A 22,204-nucleotide genomic window follows, 5' to 3' on the forward strand; every position below is an offset into this window, starting at 1 on the left:
TACATTCCCCTGAAGGAACGAGATATCTATCGGCATGGAGACATTACAACGCACGGTATTTTTCTCGTAGCTGCTGGCGTACAAACTCTGCCACCGTATTAATCAAAAAAGTAAAACTAAACAGAATGAAGGCGGTCAGGAATAATACCCGATAATGCGAACTGCCGACTTCGGACTCCGGCATTTCAACAGCAATATTGGCAGAGAGCGTACGTAAACCTTCGAAGGGATTCCATTCCATCAACGGTGTGTTCCCCGTTGCCATCAATACAATCATGGTTTCACCCACCGCGCGACCTAACCCCATCATCACCGCAGAAAACACCCCTGGACTTGCTGTTAGTAACACCACGCGAGTGAGGGTTTGCCAATGAGTCGCACCAAGCGCTAAAGACCCATTAGTCAAATGGCTGGGTACAGAGAAAATAGCATCTTCAGCAATCGTGAATATGGTTGGTATCACCGCAAAGCCCATCGCAATACCAACCACAATGGCATTGCGTTGGTCGAAATTCACACCGAGCACGTCCGTCACAAATACACGACTATCGCCACCTAAGAAGGTTTGCTCAACCCAAGGCCCCAGAGAAAATGCAGAGAAACCGATTATCAAGATCAAAGGCACTAAAATGATGAGGTGGCCACCCGCAGGCACTCTCTTACGCCAACCGCGTGGTATATAAGTCCAAACCACCGCCGTCAGCAAGAAAGACACAGGCATCGCGAAGAAAATGATAAACATGGCAGGTAAATGCGATTCGACAATGGGTGCCAACCAAAGGCCCGCAAGAAAACCGAGAATAACCGTGGGCAAAGCTTCCATGATTTCAATGGTTGGCTTCACGACTTTTCGCAAACCTGATGGCATAAAGTAAGCCGTGTAAATCGCTCCACCCACCGCCATCGGAATTGCAAAAATCAGGGCATAAGCTGCAACTTTGATAGTACCGAATACTACAGGTACTGCGCTCAGTTTACCTTCAAAGGCATCACTCCCTGACGTTGACTGCCACACATAATCTGGTTCGCTATAACCTTCGTACCAAATCTCTTTCCAAAGTGAAGTAATACTCACATCAGGATGCGAATTATCGACATCGAGTACAGTGAGTCGCTGTGCTTGCTCAACCAAGAGACGGTCAGCACGAGGTGAAAACGTCAGGGCTTCGACACCACCAGACAAAGTCAAAAACTCAAAACCGTCCCATGACTCACTTGGCGCATGCCAAAGAGACAACTCACCATTATCGGCAAGGTTAGTAAACACATTACGATGCGCTTCAACCGCTAGACGTCCTTTCGGCGTTGAAAACTCCCGCACCATGGTCAAAGTTCTTGTGTTGGATTTCACCACATCAAACCACTGACCGATGCGTCCGTCCTCAAGACGAATCAAAAGAGAGTGACCACCAGCAAGCAAGGTCATCGAAATAGGTTTTTGACCCGTCACATCTTTAATGTTCACGGTTTCACGCAATGCTAGCTTGGTCGTTGAAAGGTTATAGATGTTCAGTTCGTCCCCCACCATTTCAAAGAGCTTTCGCCCATTGGGGGTGACTAAGACCGTTGCGGTTTTTTCTGATGGAATAGCAACGCGAAGACGTTCAATCGCCTCGACCTCAGTAACAATGTTGACGGTGTCGCCTACCACACCAGCCACCACGCGCTCATTACCATTTATGGAAAAAGAGAGACTAGAAACCGTCTGGTCGACATCGCCAAGTTGCAAGGTGTCGAGTACATGAACATCAGGGGTGAAATGACGAGCGCCATCGTTGTAGTGCGCAACAAAACGCAATCTCTGAAAAGACACACTTCCATCATCAGAGCCATAAGCGCTGAAACCCGTAGACGCATCTTGTGCAAAAAAGCTTGTAGGAGATGATGCGACCTGCCTATTAACTAAGACATCATGATCGCCGCGCAATGAAAATACCGTCAAGTCACCCGCATCAGAATAGCGAAAACCAAGTTGATTGTTTTCATCGACCCCAATTTGAACAGGCGCACCTGACAGGTTTAAATCAAGCTGTTCACTGAGCGTAACGTCAGGGCTTTTGAATAGCGGCAAAACCACATAGGCGAGGTAGAAAAAGATCAGCAATAGCGCGAACAACACCACAAGGCCGCCACCGGTCACAGATAGACGAGCCAACTTATCCTTAATACGCCGACGAGGGTCTCCTTGCATCAGCGAATGTGTGGCGTTTGCCATTGGTACCTCTTTTCCTAAATTAAGCGATACATAATATTTCTTTTTGATGACATAAATGTGACAGTACAGAAAAACATACTTAGTCAACCAAGTGAAATAAAAGTGTCACAATTTGTGTCTAGGCTTCTCTAACATTGATGTGAGGCACAGAAAGGAAGTGCTCATTAAAGCAGCAGTAGACAGGCTTTCATACAACTCCAATAATGAAATCTCCTCCCGCTGTAAACGTTAAGGATCAACCATGAAGCAGTTAGTTATCACCTTAATCGGCACTGATCGTCCTGGCCTCGTAGAAACACTTTCCGACACCGTCTTTCAACATCATGGCAGTTGGCAGGCCAGTAGTCTTAGCAAACTCGCTGGAAAATTTGCAGGGATCATTCAAGTCGACATTAAAGATGACGATGCAAAATCGCTGTCTCTCGCACTTAACAAGATCCCTGAACTCGACGTGCTTATCGCCGACGCACCTCACCAATCGGAGCCTGACTCCACAACACACTCTCTGACCGTTACCGGTAATGATAGACCGGGGATTATTCAAGAGGTCACTCGAGAAATTGCAAAATTCGGCATAAACATTAATAACCTCGAAACCAACGCACAAAGCGCGGCGAATTCGGGTGGCATGATTTTCACTGCCGATTTTGATTTAGATATTGCCAACACAACATCATTAGATGATCTCGGAGAAGCATTGGAAGGCCTATCTGACGATTTGATCGTTGAGTTTGACGCTAACGACATTTAGTAACAGGAACAGGGAAGAATGAGCGCCAATAATTGCTATATAGACAAAGAACTCAGCTGGTTATCCTTTAATGAAAGGGTGCTGCAAGAAGCAGCAGACAAGAGTGTTCCCATCATTGAAAGAGTGCGCTTTCTGGGTATTTTCTCAAGCAATTTAGATGAGTTTTACCAAGTCCGATTTGCAGATGTTAAACGTCGAATCTTGATCAATGAAGAGCAAGGAATTGACGGAACAGCTAAAGAACTACTTAGTAAAATTCAAGACAAAGTACTCAAGCTCAATCAAGATTTTGACCACCTCTACAACGATATTTTACTGGAAATGGCACGTCGCCATATATTCCTAGTCAACGAATTACAGTTGACGGAATACCAAAAAAATTGGTTGAAAAGGCACTTTGTCAGCAATCTTCTTCCCCATATCACCCCAATCATACTGACTGATGACATGGATTTGCTGTCATTCCTTAAGGACGCTTATTCCTACCTCGTTGTCGAACTCAAAAAAGAAGGACAAGCGACACGTTACGCATTGATCGAAATTCCCACTGATGAAATCGAGCGCTTTATTAAAGTGCCAGAGCCAAAAGGTCGGCGCCGTCGCAAGACAATCATCTTGCTCGATAACATCATTCGTCTTTGTCTTGACGAAATTTTTGATGGTTTCTTCGATTACGACAGCATTGAAGCCTTTGCCATGAAAATGACAAGGGATGCTGAGTATGACCTGACTAACGAAGTTGATCACAGCCTGTTAGAAAACATGTCCGACAGTTTGGACCAACGCTTGACGGCATTGCCCGTACGTTTTGTCTACCAAAGAGACATGCCCAAAGCTATGGTTAAACGCATCATCAAGATGCTGCGTATCTCGGACTATGACAGCGTATTACCCGGCGCCCGCTACCACAACTTCAAAGACTTTATCGGCTTTCCAAACGTGGGGATGCGTTACTTAGAAAACCCACCACTACCGCCGATAGAGTCCGCCGATTTCAGGCAAACATCCAATGCGTTTGATGCTATTCGCCAGCGCGATATATTGCTGCACTACCCTTATCACACCTTCAGACATATGACCGAGTTGGTTCGTCAGGCATCCTACGATCCCAAAGTTCGAAGCATCCGCATTAATGTTTATCGTGTCGCCAAAAACAGTCGGATCATCAACTCAATGATCGATGCTGCCAATAATGGCAAACGGGTTACTGTTGTCGTTGAACTGCAAGCGCGATTTGATGAAGAAGCCAACATCGAATGGGCGCGAGTTTTAACCGATGCTGGTGTCAAAGTTGTCTTTGGCACGCCAGGATTAAAAATACACTCCAAACTCTGTCTCATCTCACGTCGAGAAGACGATGGCTTGCGCGAATATGCCCATATTGGCACGGGCAATTTTCACGAAAAAACCGCCAGAATTTATACTGATTTCTCCTTGTTCACCGCAGATAAATCACTCACGACTGAAGTGAGAAAGGTTTTCAACTTCATCGAAAACCCTTACAAGCCAGTCAAGTTCAATCATCTAATAGTGTCGCCGCGCAACTCAAGAAACCGTCTGTATCGCCTTATTGAGCGTGAAATAGAGCACGCCAAAGCAAAACGAAAAGCGGGCATCACCCTAAAGGTTAACAATTTGGTTGATACAGGGCTTGTCGACATGCTGTACAAAGCCAGCAACGAAGGTGTCAAAATACGAATGATTATACGTGGCATGTGCTCCCTCATCCCTGGGGTAAAAGGACTTAGCCAAAACATCAAAGCAATCAGTATCGTTGACCGCTTTCTCGAACACCCGCGCGTTTTCGCGTTTGAAAATGGCGGCGATCGTGACGTCTTCATATCTTCTGCCGACTGGATGACGCGCAATATCGATAACCGAATAGAAGTGGCAACCCCGATAAAAGATCAGCGCTTAAAAGACCGCATTATGGAAATCTTAGAAATTCAGTTTTCCGACCGCGCCAAAGCCCGTGTTTTGGATAAAGACATGTCCAATGCTTATGTAAAACGCGGAAATCGCAAAAAAATACGATCACAGGTTGAAATTTATGATTACCTTAAACAAATAGAGAGAACAGAAAGACGACGGTTAGCGGACAAGCAGAAGAATGAGTGAAACCACCAATACAGAAAAACCACGCGAAATTGCCGCGATTGATCTCGGCTCAAACAGTTTTCATATGGTCGTTGCTCGTGTTGTCGGGCAAGGGTTGCAAATTATTAGCCGACACAAGCAACGCGTTCGGCTTGCCGCTGGCTTTGATGAGCAACTTAACATTGATAATGCCGCTATTAACCGCGGCATTGAATGCCTAAAAATGTTCGCCGAACGCTTACAAGGGTTCAACCAAGAAAACGTGCGCATCGCGGCAACATTTACATTGCGTGAAGCCAAGAACAGCCACATTTTTCTCCAGCGCGCACAGCACGTCTTTCCTTATCCGATCGAAATCATTCCTGGTGTTGAAGAAGCTCGGCTAATTTATCTAGGCGTCAGTCATACTCAGCCGGGAGAAGGTCAAAAGTTGGTGGTTGATATCGGCGGAGGCAGTACCGAACTCGTTATCGGCAAAGGGTTTACCCCCTCATTGGTTAACAGCAAGCGTATGGGCTGCGTCAGTTTTAACGAACAATTTTTCAAAGATGGACAACTCTCAATCAAACGCTTTGCATCCGCACAACTCGCCGCTGAGTTGAAACTAGAAAGCATCGCTAGACAGTATATTAAGCGTGGCTGGGACGAAGCCGTGGGCTCATCGGGAACGATAAAATCGATACGGGAAGTTTTAATTGCCAGCGGTCATGAAGATGGCATTATCACCCGAAAACGTCTCGACAACTTGATTGACCAAGTCCTCACGTTTAAATCCTGCGAAGAACTATCTCTTCCTGGCCTCTCTCCAGACAGGCAACCCGTTTTTGCTTCAGGCCTCGCCATTCTCTCCGGTGTATTCCATGCATTGAACATTCAGAAAATGGTGTTCTCAGACGGTGCGTTGAGAGAAGGGCTACTTTATGAAATGGAAGACAGATTCCAACACAGTGACATCCGAAGCCGAACGGCGGCCGATCTCGCCGAACGTTATCACATCGACCAAACACATGCAGACAATGTGCAGCAAGCCGCAGAGAAGTTCTATTTGCAGGCGGAACCTCAGCTAAATAGCAAAAAAGCAGAACTGGCTATTTTGTTGAGCTGGGCTGCATTGCTGCATGAAGTGGGGCTCAGTATTTCGCATTCAGGCTTTCACAAGCACTCTGCTTACATCTTACAAAACACCAATTTGCCAGGATTTAACCAAGAGCAACAAACCGTATTAGCGACGCTCACTCGCTTTCATCGCAAAGCTCTAAAACTGGGAGAGATGCCTGAGTTCACCTTGTTTAAACTCAAGCATATTTTCCCACTGGTACGCGCGTTGCGACTTGCTTGCGTGCTCAATGTTCAACGTTCAGGAGACGAGTTACCCGATGTAAAACTCATCGCCAATGACGACCACTGGACATTACACTTCCCTGAAAATTGGCTTAACCAGAATCGTTTGCTTGCCGCAGACCTTGCCACCGAGCAAATCTACTGGCAATCCGCTGGATGGACGCTAGCCATCGAAGCCTCCTAGCAAATAACAACAAAGCCGATAAGGTCGACCCTATCGGCTTTGTTGTTATTGATTCATTGTTTAATATCAGACTTACAACCTATAACCCTAACACTTTGCGCTGCTCTTCGATCACACTTGCTGGCAATGGCACAAAGCCTTCACCGGCTGCTAGCGCCTGCCCCTGACGAGATAGGATCAGCTCAACAAATTCCGACTCTAGCGGTGCTAATGGCTTGTCCGGTACCTTGTTCACATACACATATAAATAGCGCGACAGCGGGTACTCGCCCGATGTGACGTTATCAACAGTGGCGAACACCTGCTCTCCATCAACTTCTAATGGAAGCATTTTCGACCCCGCCGTGCGATACCCAACGCCTGCATAACCAATAGCATTTAGCGAGGTACTCACTGACTGCACCACCGATGCAGAGCCAGGTTGTTCGTTCACATCGGCGCGGAAATCACCATCACACAAGGCTTTATCTTTAAAGAAACCGTAGGTCCCAGACACTGAGTTACGCCCAAAGAGCTGAATATTGCGCTTGTCCCAGCTACCGCCAAGCCCCAGTTGCCCCCATTTTTCAAAACGCTCCGTTGAGCCGCAACGCAAGGTTTCAGAAAACAGTGCATCGACTTGTGTCAAATCAAGAGTAGTTAGCGGGTTATCCTGATGAACAAAAATAGCCATCGCATCAATCGCCACTTTAATCGCCGTTGGCGGATAGCCGTATTTTCGCTCAAATAATGCGACTTCTCGTGGACGCATTTGACGGCTCATGGTGCCAAATTGTGCCGTTGCTTCAATCAACGCCGGAACGGCCGTCGATGAGCCTGACGTTTGGATTTGAACGTTGACACTGGGGTAGTACTTTTTAAACAAAGCCCCCCACTGAGTGACCAAATTCGCCAGCGTGTCCGAACCCACAGTCGAAAGATTACCTGAGATATTATCCGCTCGATGATAAACCGGAAGATGGTCATCAGCGTTAGCCGTGCTGCACCAAGATAAAAACGCGATAAAAACGAGAGCGTATTTTAGCATGCTAAACGCTCCGGCAAGGTAAACGAAAACACGCTCCCCTTTCCGACCTTGCTGCTTATTTCCAGTTCAGATTCATGATGGTTCAGCGCGTGTTTTACAATGGCTAGCCCTAAACCACTCCCGCCGGTTTCTCGTGAACGGGCTTTATCGACGCGGTAAAAACGCTCTGTTAACCGATCGATGTGTTGAGGTGCGATGCCCTCACCGCTGTCTTTGACTTCCAGACGTGGGCCTTGTGGCGTTCGATACCAACGAACCGAAATTTTTGCGTTGGCTGGTGTGTGTTTGACCGCGTTATAAACCAAATTGGAAATCGCACTGCGAAGTTGGTCATCATCACCAAGCACGCTCAGCGAGTGGTCAACATCAAACTCCAACTCATGCGCATGTTCACCACTCAGTGTTTGCGCTTCTTTTTGCAAAACATCCAACATCGCGGGGACATTCACAGTCTGATCGAGGGCAATTTTTGCGCTTGCTTCGATTTTCGACAACGTCAGCAATTGCTCCACCAGCCCTTCCATGCGCGTTAACTGCTCTGTCATAACGCCATGTGCTTTGTCCCACATTGGGCCTTGCAACATCTCTGGGTCTTCTGACATTTCCAAGTAGCCACGCAATACCGTCATTGGCGTACGCAGTTCGTGGGAAACGTTGGCAAAGAAGTTTCGACGCATGCCTTCAAGTTGCTTGAGCTGTGTAATGTCACGCGCCACCATCAAGTATTCACCTTCGGCATAAGGCATGGTACGAAATTCGAGAGTTTTGGACACATGCAGTGGCGAGCGCATTTCAAAAGCTTCACCCAACTCTGCGCGACTCAGGTACTCAATGAATTCAGGGGTGCGGATCAGGTTACCAATATACTGCCCCGCATCATCTGGCATGCGAAAACCGAGCAGATCCTGTGCCAGCTTGTTACACCATACAATCGAACCATCGTGCTCAAACACGACAACGGCATCGGGCAAGGATTCAGCACCGTTTCGGAATCGGCGAATCAAGTTGGCCAATTCTTTACGACGACGACGGTTACGCTTTTGGAGGCGATAGATGCCATTGAAAAGTGGTGTCCAACTGCCTGAGCCTGATGGCGGCGTGAGGCTACGCTCTTTCCATAACCAGTCAGAAAGCTTCAGTTGGTGGTAAAAGTTCCACAACAAGACCAGCACGGTGGCGATCAGCAACAACCAAGACAAGCCGCCAAAGAACCAGCCAATCACGAACCAAGGTAAATAAAAAAAAGCCAGCTCTAGAGCCAGCTTTTTCCATGTGAGTCTTTCGACCATCTATGTCTCCATCACGCCATCCAGTGGCCATCGGACAGCAACATGACTAGTAATATGTCTTTCTATGCACGTGTTGAGAAGCGATAACCCGCACCACGAACGGTTTGCACCAGTTTATCGTGACCGTCTTCTTCTAAGGCCTTTCTCAAGCGACGAATATGTACGTCTACCGTGCGATCTTCTACATAGACGTTGGTACCCCAAACGTTATTCAGAAGTTGCTCTCGGCTATAAACACGCTCTTGGTGGGTCATAAAAAAGTGCAACATCTTAAATTCGGTTGGACCCATATCCAGCGGTTTTTCATTCGCCGTCACGCGATGCGAAACAGGGTCTAATTTCAGACCTTGAACGTCGATTACGTCATCCAAAGACGTTGGCGAAACACGGCGCATTACTGCTTTTAAACGTGCCATCAACTCTTTTGGTGAGAATGGCTTGGTGATGTAATCATCCGCGCCCACTTCCAACCCGCGAACTTTGTCTTCTTCTTCGCCGCGAGCCGTTAGCATCACAACGGGAATTTGACGAGTCAGTTCATCTCGCTTGAGATGTTTGATCAGGTTAATCCCCGATCCACCCGGCAGCATCCAATCCATCAGGATCAATTCAGGGTAAGGCTCGCAGATTTTCTCCAGAGCACTGTCATAGTCTTCTGCTTCTACGGCCTGATAGCCTTTTTGTTCTAGTACAAAGCACAGCATCTCACGAATTGGTGCTTCGTCTTCGACAACAAGAATCCGTCTTACCATTATTCCATACCCAGTTAACTTATGATTTATGGGCGCCATTATGTGATTTTAATATGACATTTTTGTGACCCGCAACCATGAATGCGTGTCCAGACAACGTTGAACTTTGTCGATTAATCCCTACAGGCCACGAAACATACGGTCTAAAGCAGATTACGCTGTCGTGACACGATAGTCACTTTCTAACTCACTAATTCCCAATCCTGTCTTCTTCGAGACACGCAGTTGTGTCGGGATCCGCTCTTTCATCGCTTCAATATGACTGATCACCCCGATCATCTTGCCAGAGGCGTTTAAGCTATCAAGCGCATCCAATGCAATATCCAAGGTTTCGCTATCTAGCGTGCCAAACCCTTCATCAAGGAACAGAGAATCAATGCTGGTTTTGTGGCTCACGAGATCAGAAAGTGCCAATGCTAGCGCCAAGCTGACCAAGAAGCTTTCACCGCCAGACAAGGTCTTCGTATCACGCTCAATATCGCCCTGCCACGTATCGAGCACACTGAGTTCTAACCCTTCGCCCTGCTTGCGATTAAGTTGGTATCGACCATGAATACGCTCCAACTGTTTGTTCGCGAGATATACCAGGTTATCCAACGTTAAGCCTTGGGCAAACTTACGGAATTTATCGCCCTTTTGTGAGCCAATCAGCGAGTGCAAATACTGAATATCATCGTAGTCTGCGCGAAGACGTTCAATCTCACCAAACAAGGCTTGTTGATTCTCTCGACGTTGCTTGTCAGATGACAATTCATTACTTAGCTCACCACTGCGTTTTGCCAATTGGTTAAGTACGTCAGTTTGCGCCTGAAGCGCAGTTTCTACTTCGTCGAGTGGTGTTTGCTGCAATCGCTCTGCGTTTTCATGAGCCAATACCTCTTCCACATGATTTTGCGCTTTTTGAAGCAAGACTTTCGCCCCTTCTAACGCATGTTCTAGCTGGCGTTTTTCTGCCAACAATTGCTGCTTTTCATCTTCAGGCAATAAGGCTGATTGAAAGGCATCCAGTGATGCAAAAGGTGAAGCAACCAAGCGTTCATTCCACGTTGTTTCTTTGTTTGCTGTGTCTTCTTTCTGGCTATTGAGCGCTTGTTCTAAGCTACTCACTTCCGCTTGTATCGCGCGCAAATCACCTTGGCATTGTTGCGCTTGCTGCTGAGATAACGTCAGGGCTTGCTCTGCGTTCGCCAATTTCACTGCACTATTTTGTCGTTCTTGTTCCGCCACTTTGTCGCCGAATAGCGCGTCTCGCTGTGCTTTCGCTACATTCAATACACCGAGCAGTTTTTCGCTGTCCGCTTGCATGGCTAACCGCTGTTCGTCCAATGCGATTAACTCACGAGAGATGCCCGCGAGTTCAGATTCCAACAAAGCCACCGCTTTTCCAAGTGCGTCTTTACGCTGCGCGTTTTGCTCCCACAGCTCCGCATCTTGCTTTCTTTCCTCAAGCCACATTAATAGCGCGTCGGCATCAGGCGCGGTGTAACCGCTATCCACAATTTGGGTGTTCAAGGCAGCTTGTAAGGTATCCAGTTTATCTAGGCGAAGGCGCTTGTCTTCTTGCAAGCGGTGTAGCTGCTGCTCATTATTTTTTATGGTTAACGTCAGCAAAGACAGAGCTTGCTCAACACCCGATTGAACGCGTTCTGCGTCAGTCCATTGTTGCTTCGCCAGTTGAAGGTGCTTGTCTTGGTCTTTTAGCTGAGCCAGTGTTTGGGTCAATGTATCTCTGGCTTGTTTTTGCTCTTCATTGAACGCTACAAACGTGTCTTGTTGCTGTATCGTCAATGCAATACCCAATGCGGCACAGGTTTCGGCCCATTGGTGTTCTAAAGCTACTTGCTGTGATTGTGCGCGCGCCAATTGCTGCTCAAGTTCAGTGATGTAACGCTTGCATGTCTCCAGCTTCACGCCGGTTTCTTTGCCAGTAACCTCCAACTGACCCAATGCTGTTTCTGCATTATTTTTCTGTTGAACGGTTTCAGACACATTCAGCACCGCACCAGTCAAAGCGGGATGTTCGGTCGAACCACACAGCGGGCATGCTTCGTCGGGCTGAAGTGCTGCGCGGTACTGAGCAAGGTGCTCTTCTTGGCTGACAAGTTTGCCAAGCGCGTCAATAAGCTGCTTTTTGTCCTTGAATTGACCACGAAGTGCCACCAGCTCTTGCTCTAGGGTTGTCGCCAACACGGTTTGCTGTTCACGTAGCGTTCGTTTCTCGACATTGTCTTTATCGATATCAATCCACTGCTGTTGCCACTGACTCAACTGGAAGTGCGTTGAAAGTTGCGTGTTGAGCTGCTCACGCTGCTTATCGATGGCTTCCACATCACCCTTTGCTGTCGCTTCTACAAAGGCATGCTGCAAGGCTTCCCAGTGGCGTTTTGCCGAATCACTAGCTGCAACTGCGGCACGCTGCGCCTGCTGATCTTTCTCTGCTCGAGCCTTATCAGTATTCAGTGATTCGTTAAGTGTTTTTTCTTGCTCAGCAAGCGACCCCATGGCGGATTGTTCTTGTTGGATCTGCTGACCCATTTGCGCCCATTGTCCAAGGTGCTGCTTGAGCATTCCCGCCGATTGATGCTCGCTAAGGTAAGCAGTTACCACTCCCAGCGCTTGGTTTTGTTCCTCTAAAGCTCGCGCTTTTTCATCACGAACCGAGGTTTGATCAGCACACTTGGTTTGTAGTGCTAGGCTCTGCGCAGAGACGTCTTGATGACGCTGGGTGCTGTGCTTTATCTCGGTATCAAGAGGCATGACTTTTTCGGTGATCAGCGCATCAAGCGCTTGGTGCTGCGCTTTTGTTTGCGTCAACGTTTCTTGCGCCTGAGAAAAGGCTTTTTCTGCAGTCTCGTTTTGGACTGTGCTGGTTAACAACATTTGCTGTTTCGCCGCAAATACTTCGGCACTTGATGCACTTTTCTGCATCGCTGTTTGCCATAATTCGTAAGGCATACGCAGCTTTTCAGCAGGTTCACTGTTTTCTAGTTTTTCAATGCGCGGCAGTGCAGCATCCCAATTTGATTGGGCAAGATATTGCTGCTGTTCAGCTTGAGTCATTTCTTGCTGGCTCTTGTGGTGCTCTTTCCACCACACAAGATGAGCCGCCAGCTCGACTTGTCGTCCTTGCTGGGTTTTGTGGTTAGCATCCACATCGGCCAAGGCCTTTTCGACTGCCTCGACTTCTTCTGTACTCAGCAGTTGAACACCTTTGGCTTCCGCTTCCTTTTGGCTAAGTAAAAGCTTCGCTGCCGCAAAATGCTCGTGCACTTTCTCTGAGATTCGACCGTAGATCTCCGTGCCCGTGAGTTCTTCCAATAACTCCGCACGTTCGTTTTCTTTGGCATTTAAGAAAGCCGCAAAGTCGCCTTGCGACAACATCATGGATTTCGTGAATCGCGAAAAATCGAGACCTGTGATGTCTTCCACCAGCTCATTTTTTTGCTTCACTTGTGTTGCCAGCACCTTGTCGGTTTTCGCATCGACCAACTCAACATCGGCCTGCTGCAAGTTACCGTCAACCTTGCCGCGAGAACGTCGCATGCTCCAAAACGCGCGATACGGGTGGCCTTTTACTTCGAATTCCACTTCCGCGGCACACTCAGCCGTACCGCGAGTCATGATTTCGTTACTTGAGGTAGAGATCAGCCCCAATCGCGGTGTTTGGTGATAAAGCGCCAAGCAAATAGCGTCCAACAAGGTGGTTTTACCTGCACCGGTCGCGCCCGTAATGGCAAACAAACCATTGTCTACGAATGGCGTTTGGGTGAAATCAATTTTCCATTCGCCTTTCAGGGAGTTCAGGTTTTTAAAACGTAAGCTGAGGATTTTCATTCGCTGGCCTCCACATGCTCAACTTCCGCGACGATTTGCGCGAATTGAGTTTGAATGCGTGCTTTGCGTGCTTCCTCTACCTCTCCGTCAAACACTTCTAAGTCGAGGCGTTTTTGGAAAACATCTTGCGGGGTTAATTCAGCCAAGGTTTCTTTTGCCTCTTGGGTCAGCGCTTGCGATTTTTGTGTGCGAGCACGTTGTAGCTGAAGCACTTCCACATTTAGGCCTTCGGTAAGAAGCTGAATGCGTTGCTGCAGGTCAGACAAATAGTCTTGCACCGCGACTTCTATGTGCAACCAAATAGGTTTTGGATCATCATGATCTTTTAACTCAGAAAGCTGTACCTCTATCTCTTCCAGTGACCCTTTTAGGACAGCCATAGGCTGAAAGCTCGGAACACTGATTGGCTCAATACCAATACGCTGTTCACCATCGAATTCCACCAGCACGACTTGCTTGCTAAATTTGAGTTCATCAAAGCTAAGAGGGATTGGCGATCCGCTGTAACGAATATGCTCTGACTTGGCGACAATTTGAGGCCGATGAATGTGCCCCAATGCTATATAGTCGGCTGGGGGGAAACCATCCGCGGCAAAGCCATCGAGCGATCCGATATAGATGTCACGCACCGATTTAGACGGGCTCACACCCAATGCGGTTAAATGCCCGGTAGTAATAATGGGAACTTGCCATTGGTGTTCATCGCGAAGCGCGACCGCCGCTTGATAAAGCGCGTGATAATGGCCCTTGATAGCATCACCTAACGCTTGGCGTTTTTCAGTGCCCGACTCGCCAGCGCGGCTGGTCATGACATCACGAGGGCGCACAAACGGCACGGCACAGACTATCGCGCCGACATCGCCTGCTTTGTTTTTCAACGTCAGTAATTGGTCTTGAAGATCGTCGCTGGTATTGGCCACCACTTGTGTATGAAGGCAGGCCAATAAGGATTTCGATTCTTTTAGTGTGGAGACCGAATCATGGTTTCCGCCTAAGACAATCAGTGAGCAGTGACGTTGACTAATCGATACCACAAATTGGTTATACAGCTCTCGGGCATAACTTGGCGGTGCGCCCGTATCAAACACATCTCCCGCAACAATAACCGCATCGATTTGGTGATCATCGATCTGGTCAAGTAACCAATCGAGGAAGGCTTGGTGCTCGCTTCGACGACTTTTCGTGAAGAAGTTTTGCCCTAAATGCCAGTCAGAAGTGTGAAGTATTTTCATTGCCGTTTGTGTGCTCGCTGTTTTAGATCTGCGCCAAATTGTACTCCATTTGGAGCGACATTCTGCGATGAATGCAATACCATGTGGCCTTTGTCATTACCGGATGGATAAAGCCTCGTCATGATTTGGTTCAAAAATATTTTTGCCTACCGCCTTACTCGAGACATCGACCTCGACCCAGACCACATTGAGAAGCAATTGTCTGAGTTTCGCTTCACGCCTTGCGGCAGCCAAGACATGCAAAAATTCGGCTGGACGACGGCGTTAGGTAAACATGGCGACATGATGACTCACGTCAGCGACGGCAACCTGCTGATCTGTGCGCGTAAAGAAGAAAAAATGCTTCCTGCTTCTGTCATCAAAGACTCACTAAATGCACGTGTCGAAGCGATGGAAACAGAACAAGGTCGCCCGCTGAAGAAGAAAGAAAAAGACAGCATCAAAGATGACATCGTGATGGATTTGCTACCGCGAGCCTTTAGCCGCTTGAGCCAAACCTACGCGTTGATCATGCCAAAGCTTGGCTTTGTGATTGTCGATGCAGGTAGCGCTAAAAAAGCGGAAGATATTCTGGCGTTGCTGCGTAAGTCATTGGGCAGCCTTCCTGTTGTTCCTGTTGAAACCAACAAGCCTGTTGAGCTGGCAATGACAGAATGGGTTCGCTCGAATGCTGCGCCCAAAGGTTTCACCATTGGTGATGAAGCTGAGCTGAAAGCGATTTTGGAGCAAGGTGGCGTGATCCGCTGTAAGCAACAAGATTTGTCGAGTGACGAAATCCTTGCGCACATCGAAGCGGAAAAGTTGGTAACCAAGCTGGCACTGAATTGGCAAGATCGCATCGATCTGATGCTTTGCGACGACATGTCTATCAAGCGCATTAAGTTCTCTGAAGAGCTGCGCGACCAAAACGCAGATATCGACCGTGAAGATATAGCTCAGCGCCTGGATGCTGATCTTTCTCTGATGTGCGGTGAACTCGGCGCTTTCTTGCCAAACCTCTATGAAGAGTTGGATGGCGTAGAGAAATCTGCTGACTAACACAGCGCAATGCTTCATGGACACGATAAAAAGGGGCATCATAATGATGCCCCTTTTTATGTCTGTTGGACTGTTGGAACGCCTAATTTCTTGGTGACAATAACAATATCCGCGAACGAATTATTTGAATTGCTGCGCCAGCATCATCTTGTCGAACACGGCAACGGATTTTTTGAAATCGGTCATCTCTTGACGAGACACTGACGTCGCCATTGGAATTTTGGCTGTCATTGGATTCACCGCTCGGCCACGTATCAGCAATTCATAGTGAATATGCGGTCCAGTGACTCGCCCACTACGCCCGGACAATGCAATACGCTGACCGCGAGTGACACGCTGACCTTTTCGCACCAAAATTTTGCTGTTGTGCAAGTATCGGGTGCGGAATTGGTTGCCGTGGTCCACAACGATGTACTTACCCGCATACGGGTGGTTTCGTACCATCACAACTACACCATCCCCTGTCGATACAACTGGCGTTCCTGTCGGCACAGCAAAGTCAGTGCCGTTATGTGGCGAAACGCGCCCTGTTACAGGGTGTTTTCGTTTAGGGTTGAAACCGGAGCTGATACGTTTCTTGCTCACCGTTGGATAACGCTGGAAAGCACTTTGTAAGCTATCGCCGCTTTTATCGTAATAGTTACCGTCACTATGCAGGTAAGCTGTTATTGGTGCGCCTCTTCGTTCAATACGAATGGCTTGAATCTCTCGATTGCCACTTGGCTGACCTTCAACAAACTGCTCAGCACGCACGACTTCAAATTTGTCACCCGCTCTTAGATCACGCGAGAAGTTAATCTTATCTTTCAGGAGTGTCGTTATCGCCGCTACGTCGTTGTAGCTAAGTCCTGCACGACGGGCTGATACAGAAAAGCTCCCTTCAATATCCCCCGTAGTGACGGTTTGATTCCATTTGCCGGGAATGTTGACTTCAACCAACTCATAGCCTTCATCGCCCAAGCGCTGATACTGTACTTTTTCAGCAATGTTAAATTCTAGTTCCAGCTTCTCTAGATGCTTTACTGCCCCATCAATCCAAAAGCGAAGAATGTCACCCGGTTGTAAGGTATCAATACGCAGGTGGTTGAGGTCTGCTTCCATCAACTGAAGTAAATCGCTATAAGGAATGCCCAGCTTCATGAAGATTTCGCTGAGGCTATCTCCAGATTGAATGGTGTATTCATAGGCAGGGAGATCAATCGAACTTTCAGCCTCTAGCTCGACCACTGGCTGAGTTGGCATCACTGAGTCCGTAAGATTCAATGGGATAATTCTGATCGGGTCGTTTTTCATGTTCACCGATACGGAAACTGCCATTGTGATGAGGGATAGCCCCATCAAGCCAAGCATCGTTTTAGACAGCTTACTAAACGTCTTGGTTTTCTTTTCGTACATCAATCCACTTCTCAATGTTGCTCAATCAACGAAAGCTACAGGCCTCAGTATAATCAAGCACCGTACAATTCGTTACATCACTATGTCAATTTATGCACTGAAAACGCGTAAATCGGCAGGCCATAAGAAAGACACCATTTTCTTCGATTGGTTTCCAGAATGGAACTGGCTATGTTAACAAGATCACAGTAAAATCGCCCGCTATTCCACATCAAGTCCGATGTGGCCTGACTTACACTCAGACAACAGAAGCTAAGAATATGTTTGTACCAGAACTTCTATCGCCTGCTGGCAGCCTAAAAAACATGCGTTATGCCTTTGCTTACGGCGCTGATGCCGTTTACGCAGGTCAACCGCGTTACAGCCTTCGTGTGCGCAATAACGAATTCAACCATGAGAACCTTCAAATCGGTATCGATGAAGCCCATGCACTGGGTAAAAAGTTCTACGTGGTGTGTAATATTCAACCGCACAACTCGAAGCTAAAAACCTTCATTCGCGATCTGAAACCTGTTGTTGATATGGGCCCTGATGCCCTAATCATGTCTGACCCAGGTCTTATCATGATGGTACGCGAAGCATTCCCTGACATGTCAATTCACTTGTCAGTTCAAGCGAATGCGGTTAACTGGGCAACGGTGAAGTTCTGGCAAACCCAAGGCATTGAGCGCGTGATCCTTTCACGTGAACTGTCTTTAGAAGAAATCGAAGAAGTTCGTAAAGAAGTGCCGGAAATGGAGATTGAAATCTTCGTTCATGGTGCACTTTGCATGGCTTATTCTGGCCGCTGTCTGCTTTCTGGTTACATCAACAAACGTGACCCGAACCAAGGCACCTGCACCAATGCATGCCGTTGGGAATACAAAACAGAGAAAGCGCAAGAAGACGAAACCGGTCAAATCGTTGAAATTCAAGACGCCGTTCAAGTTCAAGACGTTGAAGAGCGTCCAGACAACACATTGGGTCTTGGTAAACCAACAGACGAAGTGGTGCTGTTGAGCGAAGCGCACCGCCCAGAAGAAAAAATGGCGGCGTTTGAAGACGAGCACGGCACTTACATCATGAACTCAAAAGATCTTCGCGCTATCCAGCACGTAGAGCGCTTGACCAAGATGGGTGTACACTCGCTGAAAATCGAAGGCCGTACTAAGTCTTTCTACTACTGTGCACGTACTGCGCAAGTCTATCGTAAAGCGATTGATGACGCAGTCGCGGGCAAGCCTTTTGATGAGACCTTGATGGGCACGCTAGAAAGCCTAGCGCACCGCGGTTACACCGAAGGATTCCTTCGTCGTCACAACCACAGTGAATACCAAAACTACGACTACGGTTACTCTGTTTCAGATACCCAGCAGTTCGTGGGCGAGTTCACTGGTAAACGTCGTGGTGATTTGGCTGAAGTCGAAGTGAAGAACAAATTTGTTGTGGGCGACTCACTGGAAGTGATGACGCCAAGCGGCAATGTCGTATTCACGCTAGAAACCATGGAAAACCGCAAGAGTGAAGTGATCGACGATGCGAAAGGTAACGGTCACTTTGTCTTTATCCCAATGCCAGAAGACATGAACCTAGATTTCGGCCTGCTTATGCGTAACTTGGTCGACGGTGCGAACACCCGTAACCCAAATACCATTCAGACAGTGAGTGCGTAATCGATGGCGCTATTGATCACCGAGAAGTGCATTAACTGCGACATGTGCGATCCTGAGTGTCCGAACGATGCCATCACGTTCGGCGCTGAGATCTACGAGATCGATCCAGACAAATGCACGGAATGCGTGGGTCACTATGAAAAGCCAACCTGTCAGTCGGTTTGCCCGATCACGAACTGCATCATTATTGATCCAGAACGTCGTGAAACGAACGATGAACTATTAGAAAAGTTTGTTACCCTTCAGGGTCTTGCATAAGAAAAGCGCCGAAAGGCGCTTTTTTGTTGGCTGCAATAAATAAACGCTCAGCTCCTACTGGCGAAGCACAATCAAGCACTGCTCTGGTTTCACTTTCACCCGCTTTTTCTTTTTTGTCGTGACGACTTTTTCCTGTTCATCTTTCGGCTTCGGTCGCCAACTGATCAATTCACTGCCACAGCCATCCCCTTTCGGCGGCGTTGCTTGCTCAACACAGGAGGCGTTTCCGTCAGGACAACGCAGTCGCACATGCATGTGATAGTGATGTCCCCACCACGGCCTCACTTTTTGTAACCACGAACGATCTTCCCATGCCATTTCACACAGGGTTTCTTTGATCACTGGATGGACAAAAATACGTGCAACTTCAGGTTCTGACGCGGCCACTTGGAAAAGAATGGCATGTTCCTCAAGCCAATTGTCACGGCGCAACGAATAGGACTTTAAATCAACCATGCTAATTGCAGTGGGAGCTTCCAATGTACTTTGTTTAAGCCTATCTGGCGTAAAGCTTAACCAGATATCCGCATCCAGCCCCGTTTGATGGCTGGAATGCCCGCTGGTAAAGTTCCCTCCACGTGGCATCGAAATATCCGCAATCAACAAGTCATCAAGACCAAAGCCTTTGGTTCTCGCCGCAAGCTTCGTTAGGTAAGCAATCATGTCTGGGTGGCCATAGTAACGGTTTCTTGATGGTCGAATCACTTGGTAGCCTTCACCCACCAGCGGCATGGCTTCTCCGCCTTGAAGGCACCCATTGGCATAACTGCCGATTGATTGATCTTGCCCGTATGCAGGGGCATCAACACGTTCCCATTCATTGGCAAATGCCATTTCTAATCCCCATAAAAACAAAGCCATTAGAAAAAGCATGAATATGGTTTTCGTCATCTCAGCCCCACAACAAAGAATTCTCTACGATCTTAGCAGGCTAGACTACTGCGAGTGACGAAGGGTTACTTAAAGAGTTAAACGATGGAAAGAATTGTAAGCCGAATCAAAAAAGGAGAAGCATCGCTTCTCCTTTTCGTCAAAATTACGGCCAGCATCAGGCCTGATAAAAGAGAAGTTCAGACTCCTCTTTCATTACCAATTAGAAGCCCCAATTCACACCCAGTTTGATGTTACGCCCAGGTTCAAACGTACCATTGTAATCTTCACTCAAACTCGCTTGGTCACGGTATGCTTTGTCGAACACGTTCTTGATTGACGCTGTCAACGTAAGATCTTCGCCGTTCACAGGCATCCACTGAGCGTATACGTCATGAACACCATAACCTGGTTTTTCTTCAGAGCCCTCTGGCACATCTGTCAAACGGCTAACAAAACGTCCTGTCCAACCAAACTCAAGATCTTCCGTCGCAAAATAGTTCACACTGGTAACCAACGTATCGCCAATCGAAGTGCCAATGTTCATGTCGCTATCGCTCAAAGGGACACCGTTTAGCTCTGGTTCTGCGCGAGTATAACTAATAGTCGCTGCAATGCTTTCCAACTGGTAACCCGCTGAGACGGTATACCCTTGATTGTCTAACGTGCCAACGTTTTCATAAACGGCACCATCACGATCAACCACATCTTCGATTTTGCTATCAAACACTTGTGCCGACAAATACCCGTTGTCAAAGCTCCAGTTAACGGTCAGCTCCGTATTTTTTGCTGTTTCACCCTTACGGTCATTATCACTATAGGTGTAATCCAACAACCACAATTCGCCAATTTGCGGGCCTCTAAAGGCCTCTGCATAACCAAGAATGACATTCACATCGTCAGTGATGAAGTAAGTAGCTGCAGCATTCGGGCTAAACCCGCTATCTGAAATGTCACTGCCTTCGGAGCGAGAATCACCATCTCGCAGATCTTCATCTAAGGCATAACGGTCATAACGCGCACCAGCGCTTAGTACCAATGACTGTGTCGCGTTGTAGTCACCTTGGAGGTAAACGCCAAATTGGTCACCTTTATCGACGAAAGTTTGGCCTCCACCGCTAAACGTAGATTCATCACCACGGAAGTCTGTGCCGTAAATCAACGTGAACTGATCGAAGAGAGATGTATTGCGAATGTCACCACCGATCGATTCGGTGTTACCAACATAGGTTCCGAATCGAGGATCATTAAAACGCTCAAGATTTATATCGGTGTAGTAAAACGTGGTATCCAGATTCAGCCATGCACTGTCAGAATCTAATAAATAGTTTAGCGTCGCGGTGTCACGATAAGTGCTTTGTAGCAATGGGTAGTTTCTACTGAAATCCCCCATATGTGGACGTGCAAAGCGCGTTGAATCATCTTCTTTGCGCTCATAACTGAAAGTGACCGTTTGAAAATCTGTCAGCTCACCCACAATTTTCGCAAAGCCGAACTTATTACGAAACCCTGTGTAATCAGCAGTATCGCCATTTCCGTCAACGTAATCATCTTGATCGGTATAACCCAAGGATGCTAGAACAGTGACTTTCTCTGTTAGTGCACCATACCCCGTTGCGGACGTCTTAAAACCTTCCGTATTGTCTGAGTAAGTGGTTTTCACTCGACCACCAAATTGCTCACCCGCTTCGAGCAACGCACGAGGATCTTTGGTTTTCATCTTGATAGCACCGCCTAAAGCACCTGCGCCATCGGTCGCACGTCCTGCACCTGCAAAAACGTCAACTTGTTCAAGTAGCTCAGGTTCAATAAACAAACTGCCTTGGTGGTGGAACAAAGAACCCGCTTGAACCGCTCCATCAATGGTGACGTTCAACATGGTATCTTCAAGGCCTCGCACGTAGACTTTCTGTGAATAGTCCGTGCTGCCACCTACCGATACTTCCGAGCTGGTACGGAAAATATCATTGAGATCGCTAGCTTGGCTCTTCTCAAGCTGGCTGGCATCAATAGCGACATCAGTAGCTTGAAGTGGATTACCAGTAACAACAACTGTCTCATCAGTGTTTGAGGTATTCGCGATTGCGATATGGCTGAAAAGTGCGGTACATACAGCAACACTAAGTGGGGATACTTTGAAGCGGCTTCCTTGGAACATCTTTCTACTTCCATATAATAACGATAATGATTTTCATTATTATCAAATGAGAGTGGTGTACTGTAAACGAATTTTACAACTGTTACAAATGCACTAAGATATTGATTTTTA

General features: G+C 47.5%; 15 protein-coding genes. 6 read left to right on the forward strand and 9 right to left on the reverse strand.

Features of this window, described 5'->3' with window-relative positions:
* Window positions 1–43 precede the first annotated feature (43 nt).
* A complete protein-coding gene (locus tag LRP50_RS22800) occupies window positions 44–2,215 on the reverse strand; it encodes an ABC transporter permease subunit (protein WP_274166720.1) in 2,172 nt (723 codons plus the stop codon).
* Window positions 2,216–2,456: 241 nt separating this feature from the next.
* Between LRP50_RS22800 and LRP50_RS22805 the strand changes: the two genes are divergently transcribed.
* The 3 genes from LRP50_RS22805 to ppx are packed head-to-tail and all read left to right on the forward strand — an operon-like array spanning window position 2,457 to window position 6,588.
* A complete protein-coding gene (locus tag LRP50_RS22805; protein ID WP_274166721.1) occupies window positions 2,457–2,966 on the forward strand; it encodes a glycine cleavage system transcriptional repressor in 510 nt (169 codons plus the stop codon).
* Between the two features lie 18 nt (window positions 2,967–2,984).
* Entirely contained in the window at window positions 2,985–5,084 is a 2,100-nt protein-coding gene (ppk1, locus tag LRP50_RS22810) for a polyphosphate kinase 1 (RefSeq protein ID WP_274166722.1), read from the forward strand.
* Window positions 5,077–6,588, forward strand: a complete 1,512-nt coding sequence (ppx, locus tag LRP50_RS22815) for an exopolyphosphatase (protein WP_274166723.1) — start codon at window positions 5,077–5,079, stop codon at window positions 6,586–6,588. The genes ppk1 and ppx overlap by 8 nt, the downstream gene beginning before the upstream one ends.
* Window positions 6,589–6,667: 79 nt before the next feature.
* On the opposite strand, the gene LRP50_RS22820 is transcribed toward ppx, so the two are convergent.
* From LRP50_RS22820 to sbcD, 5 genes are all read right to left on the reverse strand, one after another.
* Complete coding sequence (locus tag LRP50_RS22820) at window positions 6,668–7,615, reverse strand: PstS family phosphate ABC transporter substrate-binding protein (RefSeq protein ID WP_274166724.1); 948 nt, start codon at window positions 7,613–7,615, stop codon at window positions 6,668–6,670.
* Window positions 7,609–8,904 carry a phosphate regulon sensor histidine kinase PhoR gene (gene phoR / locus LRP50_RS22825; RefSeq protein WP_274166725.1) on the reverse strand — a complete coding sequence of 432 codons (1,296 nt, stop codon included), beginning with the start codon at window positions 8,902–8,904 and terminating at the stop codon, window positions 7,609–7,611. Before phoR ends, LRP50_RS22820 begins: the two co-directional genes overlap by 7 nt.
* A 62-nt stretch (window positions 8,905–8,966) precedes the next feature.
* A complete protein-coding gene (gene phoB / locus LRP50_RS22830; RefSeq protein WP_016960564.1) occupies window positions 8,967–9,656 on the reverse strand; it encodes a phosphate regulon transcriptional regulator PhoB in 690 nt (229 codons plus the stop codon).
* A 153-nt stretch (window positions 9,657–9,809) separates the two neighbouring features.
* Entirely contained in the window at window positions 9,810–13,490 is a 3,681-nt protein-coding gene (locus LRP50_RS22835) for an AAA family ATPase (protein ID WP_274166726.1), read from the reverse strand.
* Window positions 13,487–14,722 carry an exonuclease subunit SbcD gene (gene sbcD, locus LRP50_RS22840; protein ID WP_274166727.1) on the reverse strand — a complete coding sequence of 412 codons (1,236 nt, stop codon included), beginning with the start codon at window positions 14,720–14,722 and terminating at the stop codon, window positions 13,487–13,489. The genes LRP50_RS22835 and sbcD overlap by 4 nt, the downstream gene beginning before the upstream one ends.
* Window positions 14,723–14,845: 123 nt before the next feature.
* On the opposite strand from sbcD, the gene rdgC reads away from it, so the two are divergent.
* The gene (gene rdgC / locus LRP50_RS22845; protein ID WP_274166740.1) at window positions 14,846–15,760 is read left to right on the forward strand and encodes a recombination-associated protein RdgC; all 915 of its coding nucleotides are present in this window, start codon (window positions 14,846–14,848) and stop codon (window positions 15,758–15,760) included.
* A 120-nt stretch (window positions 15,761–15,880) separates the two neighbouring features.
* Here rdgC and LRP50_RS22850 read toward each other — a convergent pair whose 3' ends face one another.
* Window positions 15,881–17,155 carry a peptidoglycan DD-metalloendopeptidase family protein gene (locus LRP50_RS22850; protein ID WP_274166728.1) on the reverse strand — a complete coding sequence of 425 codons (1,275 nt, stop codon included), beginning with the start codon at window positions 17,153–17,155 and terminating at the stop codon, window positions 15,881–15,883.
* 260 nt (window positions 17,156–17,415) lie between these two features.
* Here LRP50_RS22850 and trhP point away from each other — a divergent pair, with 260 nt between their 5' ends.
* Both trhP and LRP50_RS22860 read left to right on the forward strand, forming a co-directional pair.
* Window positions 17,416–18,807: a prephenate-dependent tRNA uridine(34) hydroxylase TrhP gene (trhP, locus tag LRP50_RS22855; RefSeq protein WP_274166729.1), complete on the forward strand. Its 1,392-nt coding sequence runs from the start codon at window positions 17,416–17,418 to the stop codon at window positions 18,805–18,807.
* Between the two features lie 3 nt (window positions 18,808–18,810).
* A complete protein-coding gene (locus LRP50_RS22860) occupies window positions 18,811–19,065 on the forward strand; it encodes a YfhL family 4Fe-4S dicluster ferredoxin (RefSeq protein WP_274166730.1) in 255 nt (84 codons plus the stop codon).
* A gap of 54 nt (window positions 19,066–19,119) precedes the next feature.
* Here the strand turns inward: LRP50_RS22860 and mepA are convergent, their stop codons facing one another.
* Window positions 19,120–19,956: a penicillin-insensitive murein endopeptidase gene (mepA, locus tag LRP50_RS22865; protein ID WP_274166731.1), complete on the reverse strand. Its 837-nt coding sequence runs from the start codon at window positions 19,954–19,956 to the stop codon at window positions 19,120–19,122.
* Between the two features lie 202 nt (window positions 19,957–20,158).
* The gene (locus LRP50_RS22870) at window positions 20,159–22,093 is read right to left on the reverse strand and encodes a TonB-dependent receptor domain-containing protein (protein ID WP_274166732.1); all 1,935 of its coding nucleotides are present in this window, start codon (window positions 22,091–22,093) and stop codon (window positions 20,159–20,161) included.
* Window positions 22,094–22,204: the final 111 nt, after the last annotated feature.

This window comes from Enterovibrio gelatinilyticus (genome assembly GCF_028683095.1).
GTDB classification, from domain to species: Bacteria; Pseudomonadota; Gammaproteobacteria; order Enterobacterales; family Vibrionaceae; genus Enterovibrio; species Enterovibrio gelatinilyticus.

What these genes read in the sequence shown, in the direction of transcription:
- LRP50_RS22800 (WP_274166720.1), bottom strand. Translation starts at nt 2,215, where the DNA reads ATGGCAAACGCCACACATTCGCTGATGCAAGGAGACCCTCGTCGGCGT.
- LRP50_RS22805 (WP_274166721.1), top strand. Translation starts at nt 2,457, where the DNA reads ATGAAGCAGTTAGTTATCACCTTAATCGGCACTGATCGTCCTGGCCTC.
- ppk1 (WP_274166722.1), top strand. Translation starts at nt 2,985, where the DNA reads ATGAGCGCCAATAATTGCTATATAGACAAAGAACTCAGCTGGTTATCC.
- ppx (WP_274166723.1), top strand. Translation starts at nt 5,077, where the DNA reads ATGAGTGAAACCACCAATACAGAAAAACCACGCGAAATTGCCGCGATT.
- LRP50_RS22820 (WP_274166724.1), bottom strand. Translation starts at nt 7,615, where the DNA reads ATGCTAAAATACGCTCTCGTTTTTATCGCGTTTTTATCTTGGTGCAGC.
- phoR (WP_274166725.1), bottom strand. Translation starts at nt 8,904, where the DNA reads ATGGTCGAAAGACTCACATGGAAAAAGCTGGCTCTAGAGCTGGCTTTT.
- phoB (WP_016960564.1), bottom strand. Translation starts at nt 9,656, where the DNA reads ATGGTAAGACGGATTCTTGTTGTCGAAGACGAAGCACCAATTCGTGAG.
- LRP50_RS22835 (WP_274166726.1), bottom strand. Translation starts at nt 13,490, where the DNA reads ATGAAAATCCTCAGCTTACGTTTTAAAAACCTGAACTCCCTGAAAGGC.
- sbcD (WP_274166727.1), bottom strand. Translation starts at nt 14,722, where the DNA reads ATGAAAATACTTCACACTTCTGACTGGCATTTAGGGCAAAACTTCTTC.
- LRP50_RS22850 (WP_274166728.1), bottom strand. Translation starts at nt 17,155, where the DNA reads ATGTACGAAAAGAAAACCAAGACGTTTAGTAAGCTGTCTAAAACGATG.
- trhP (WP_274166729.1), top strand. Translation starts at nt 17,416, where the DNA reads ATGTTTGTACCAGAACTTCTATCGCCTGCTGGCAGCCTAAAAAACATG.
- LRP50_RS22860 (WP_274166730.1), top strand. Translation starts at nt 18,811, where the DNA reads ATGGCGCTATTGATCACCGAGAAGTGCATTAACTGCGACATGTGCGAT.
- mepA (WP_274166731.1), bottom strand. Translation starts at nt 19,956, where the DNA reads ATGACGAAAACCATATTCATGCTTTTTCTAATGGCTTTGTTTTTATGG.
- LRP50_RS22870 (WP_274166732.1), bottom strand. Translation starts at nt 22,093, where the DNA reads ATGTTCCAAGGAAGCCGCTTCAAAGTATCCCCACTTAGTGTTGCTGTA.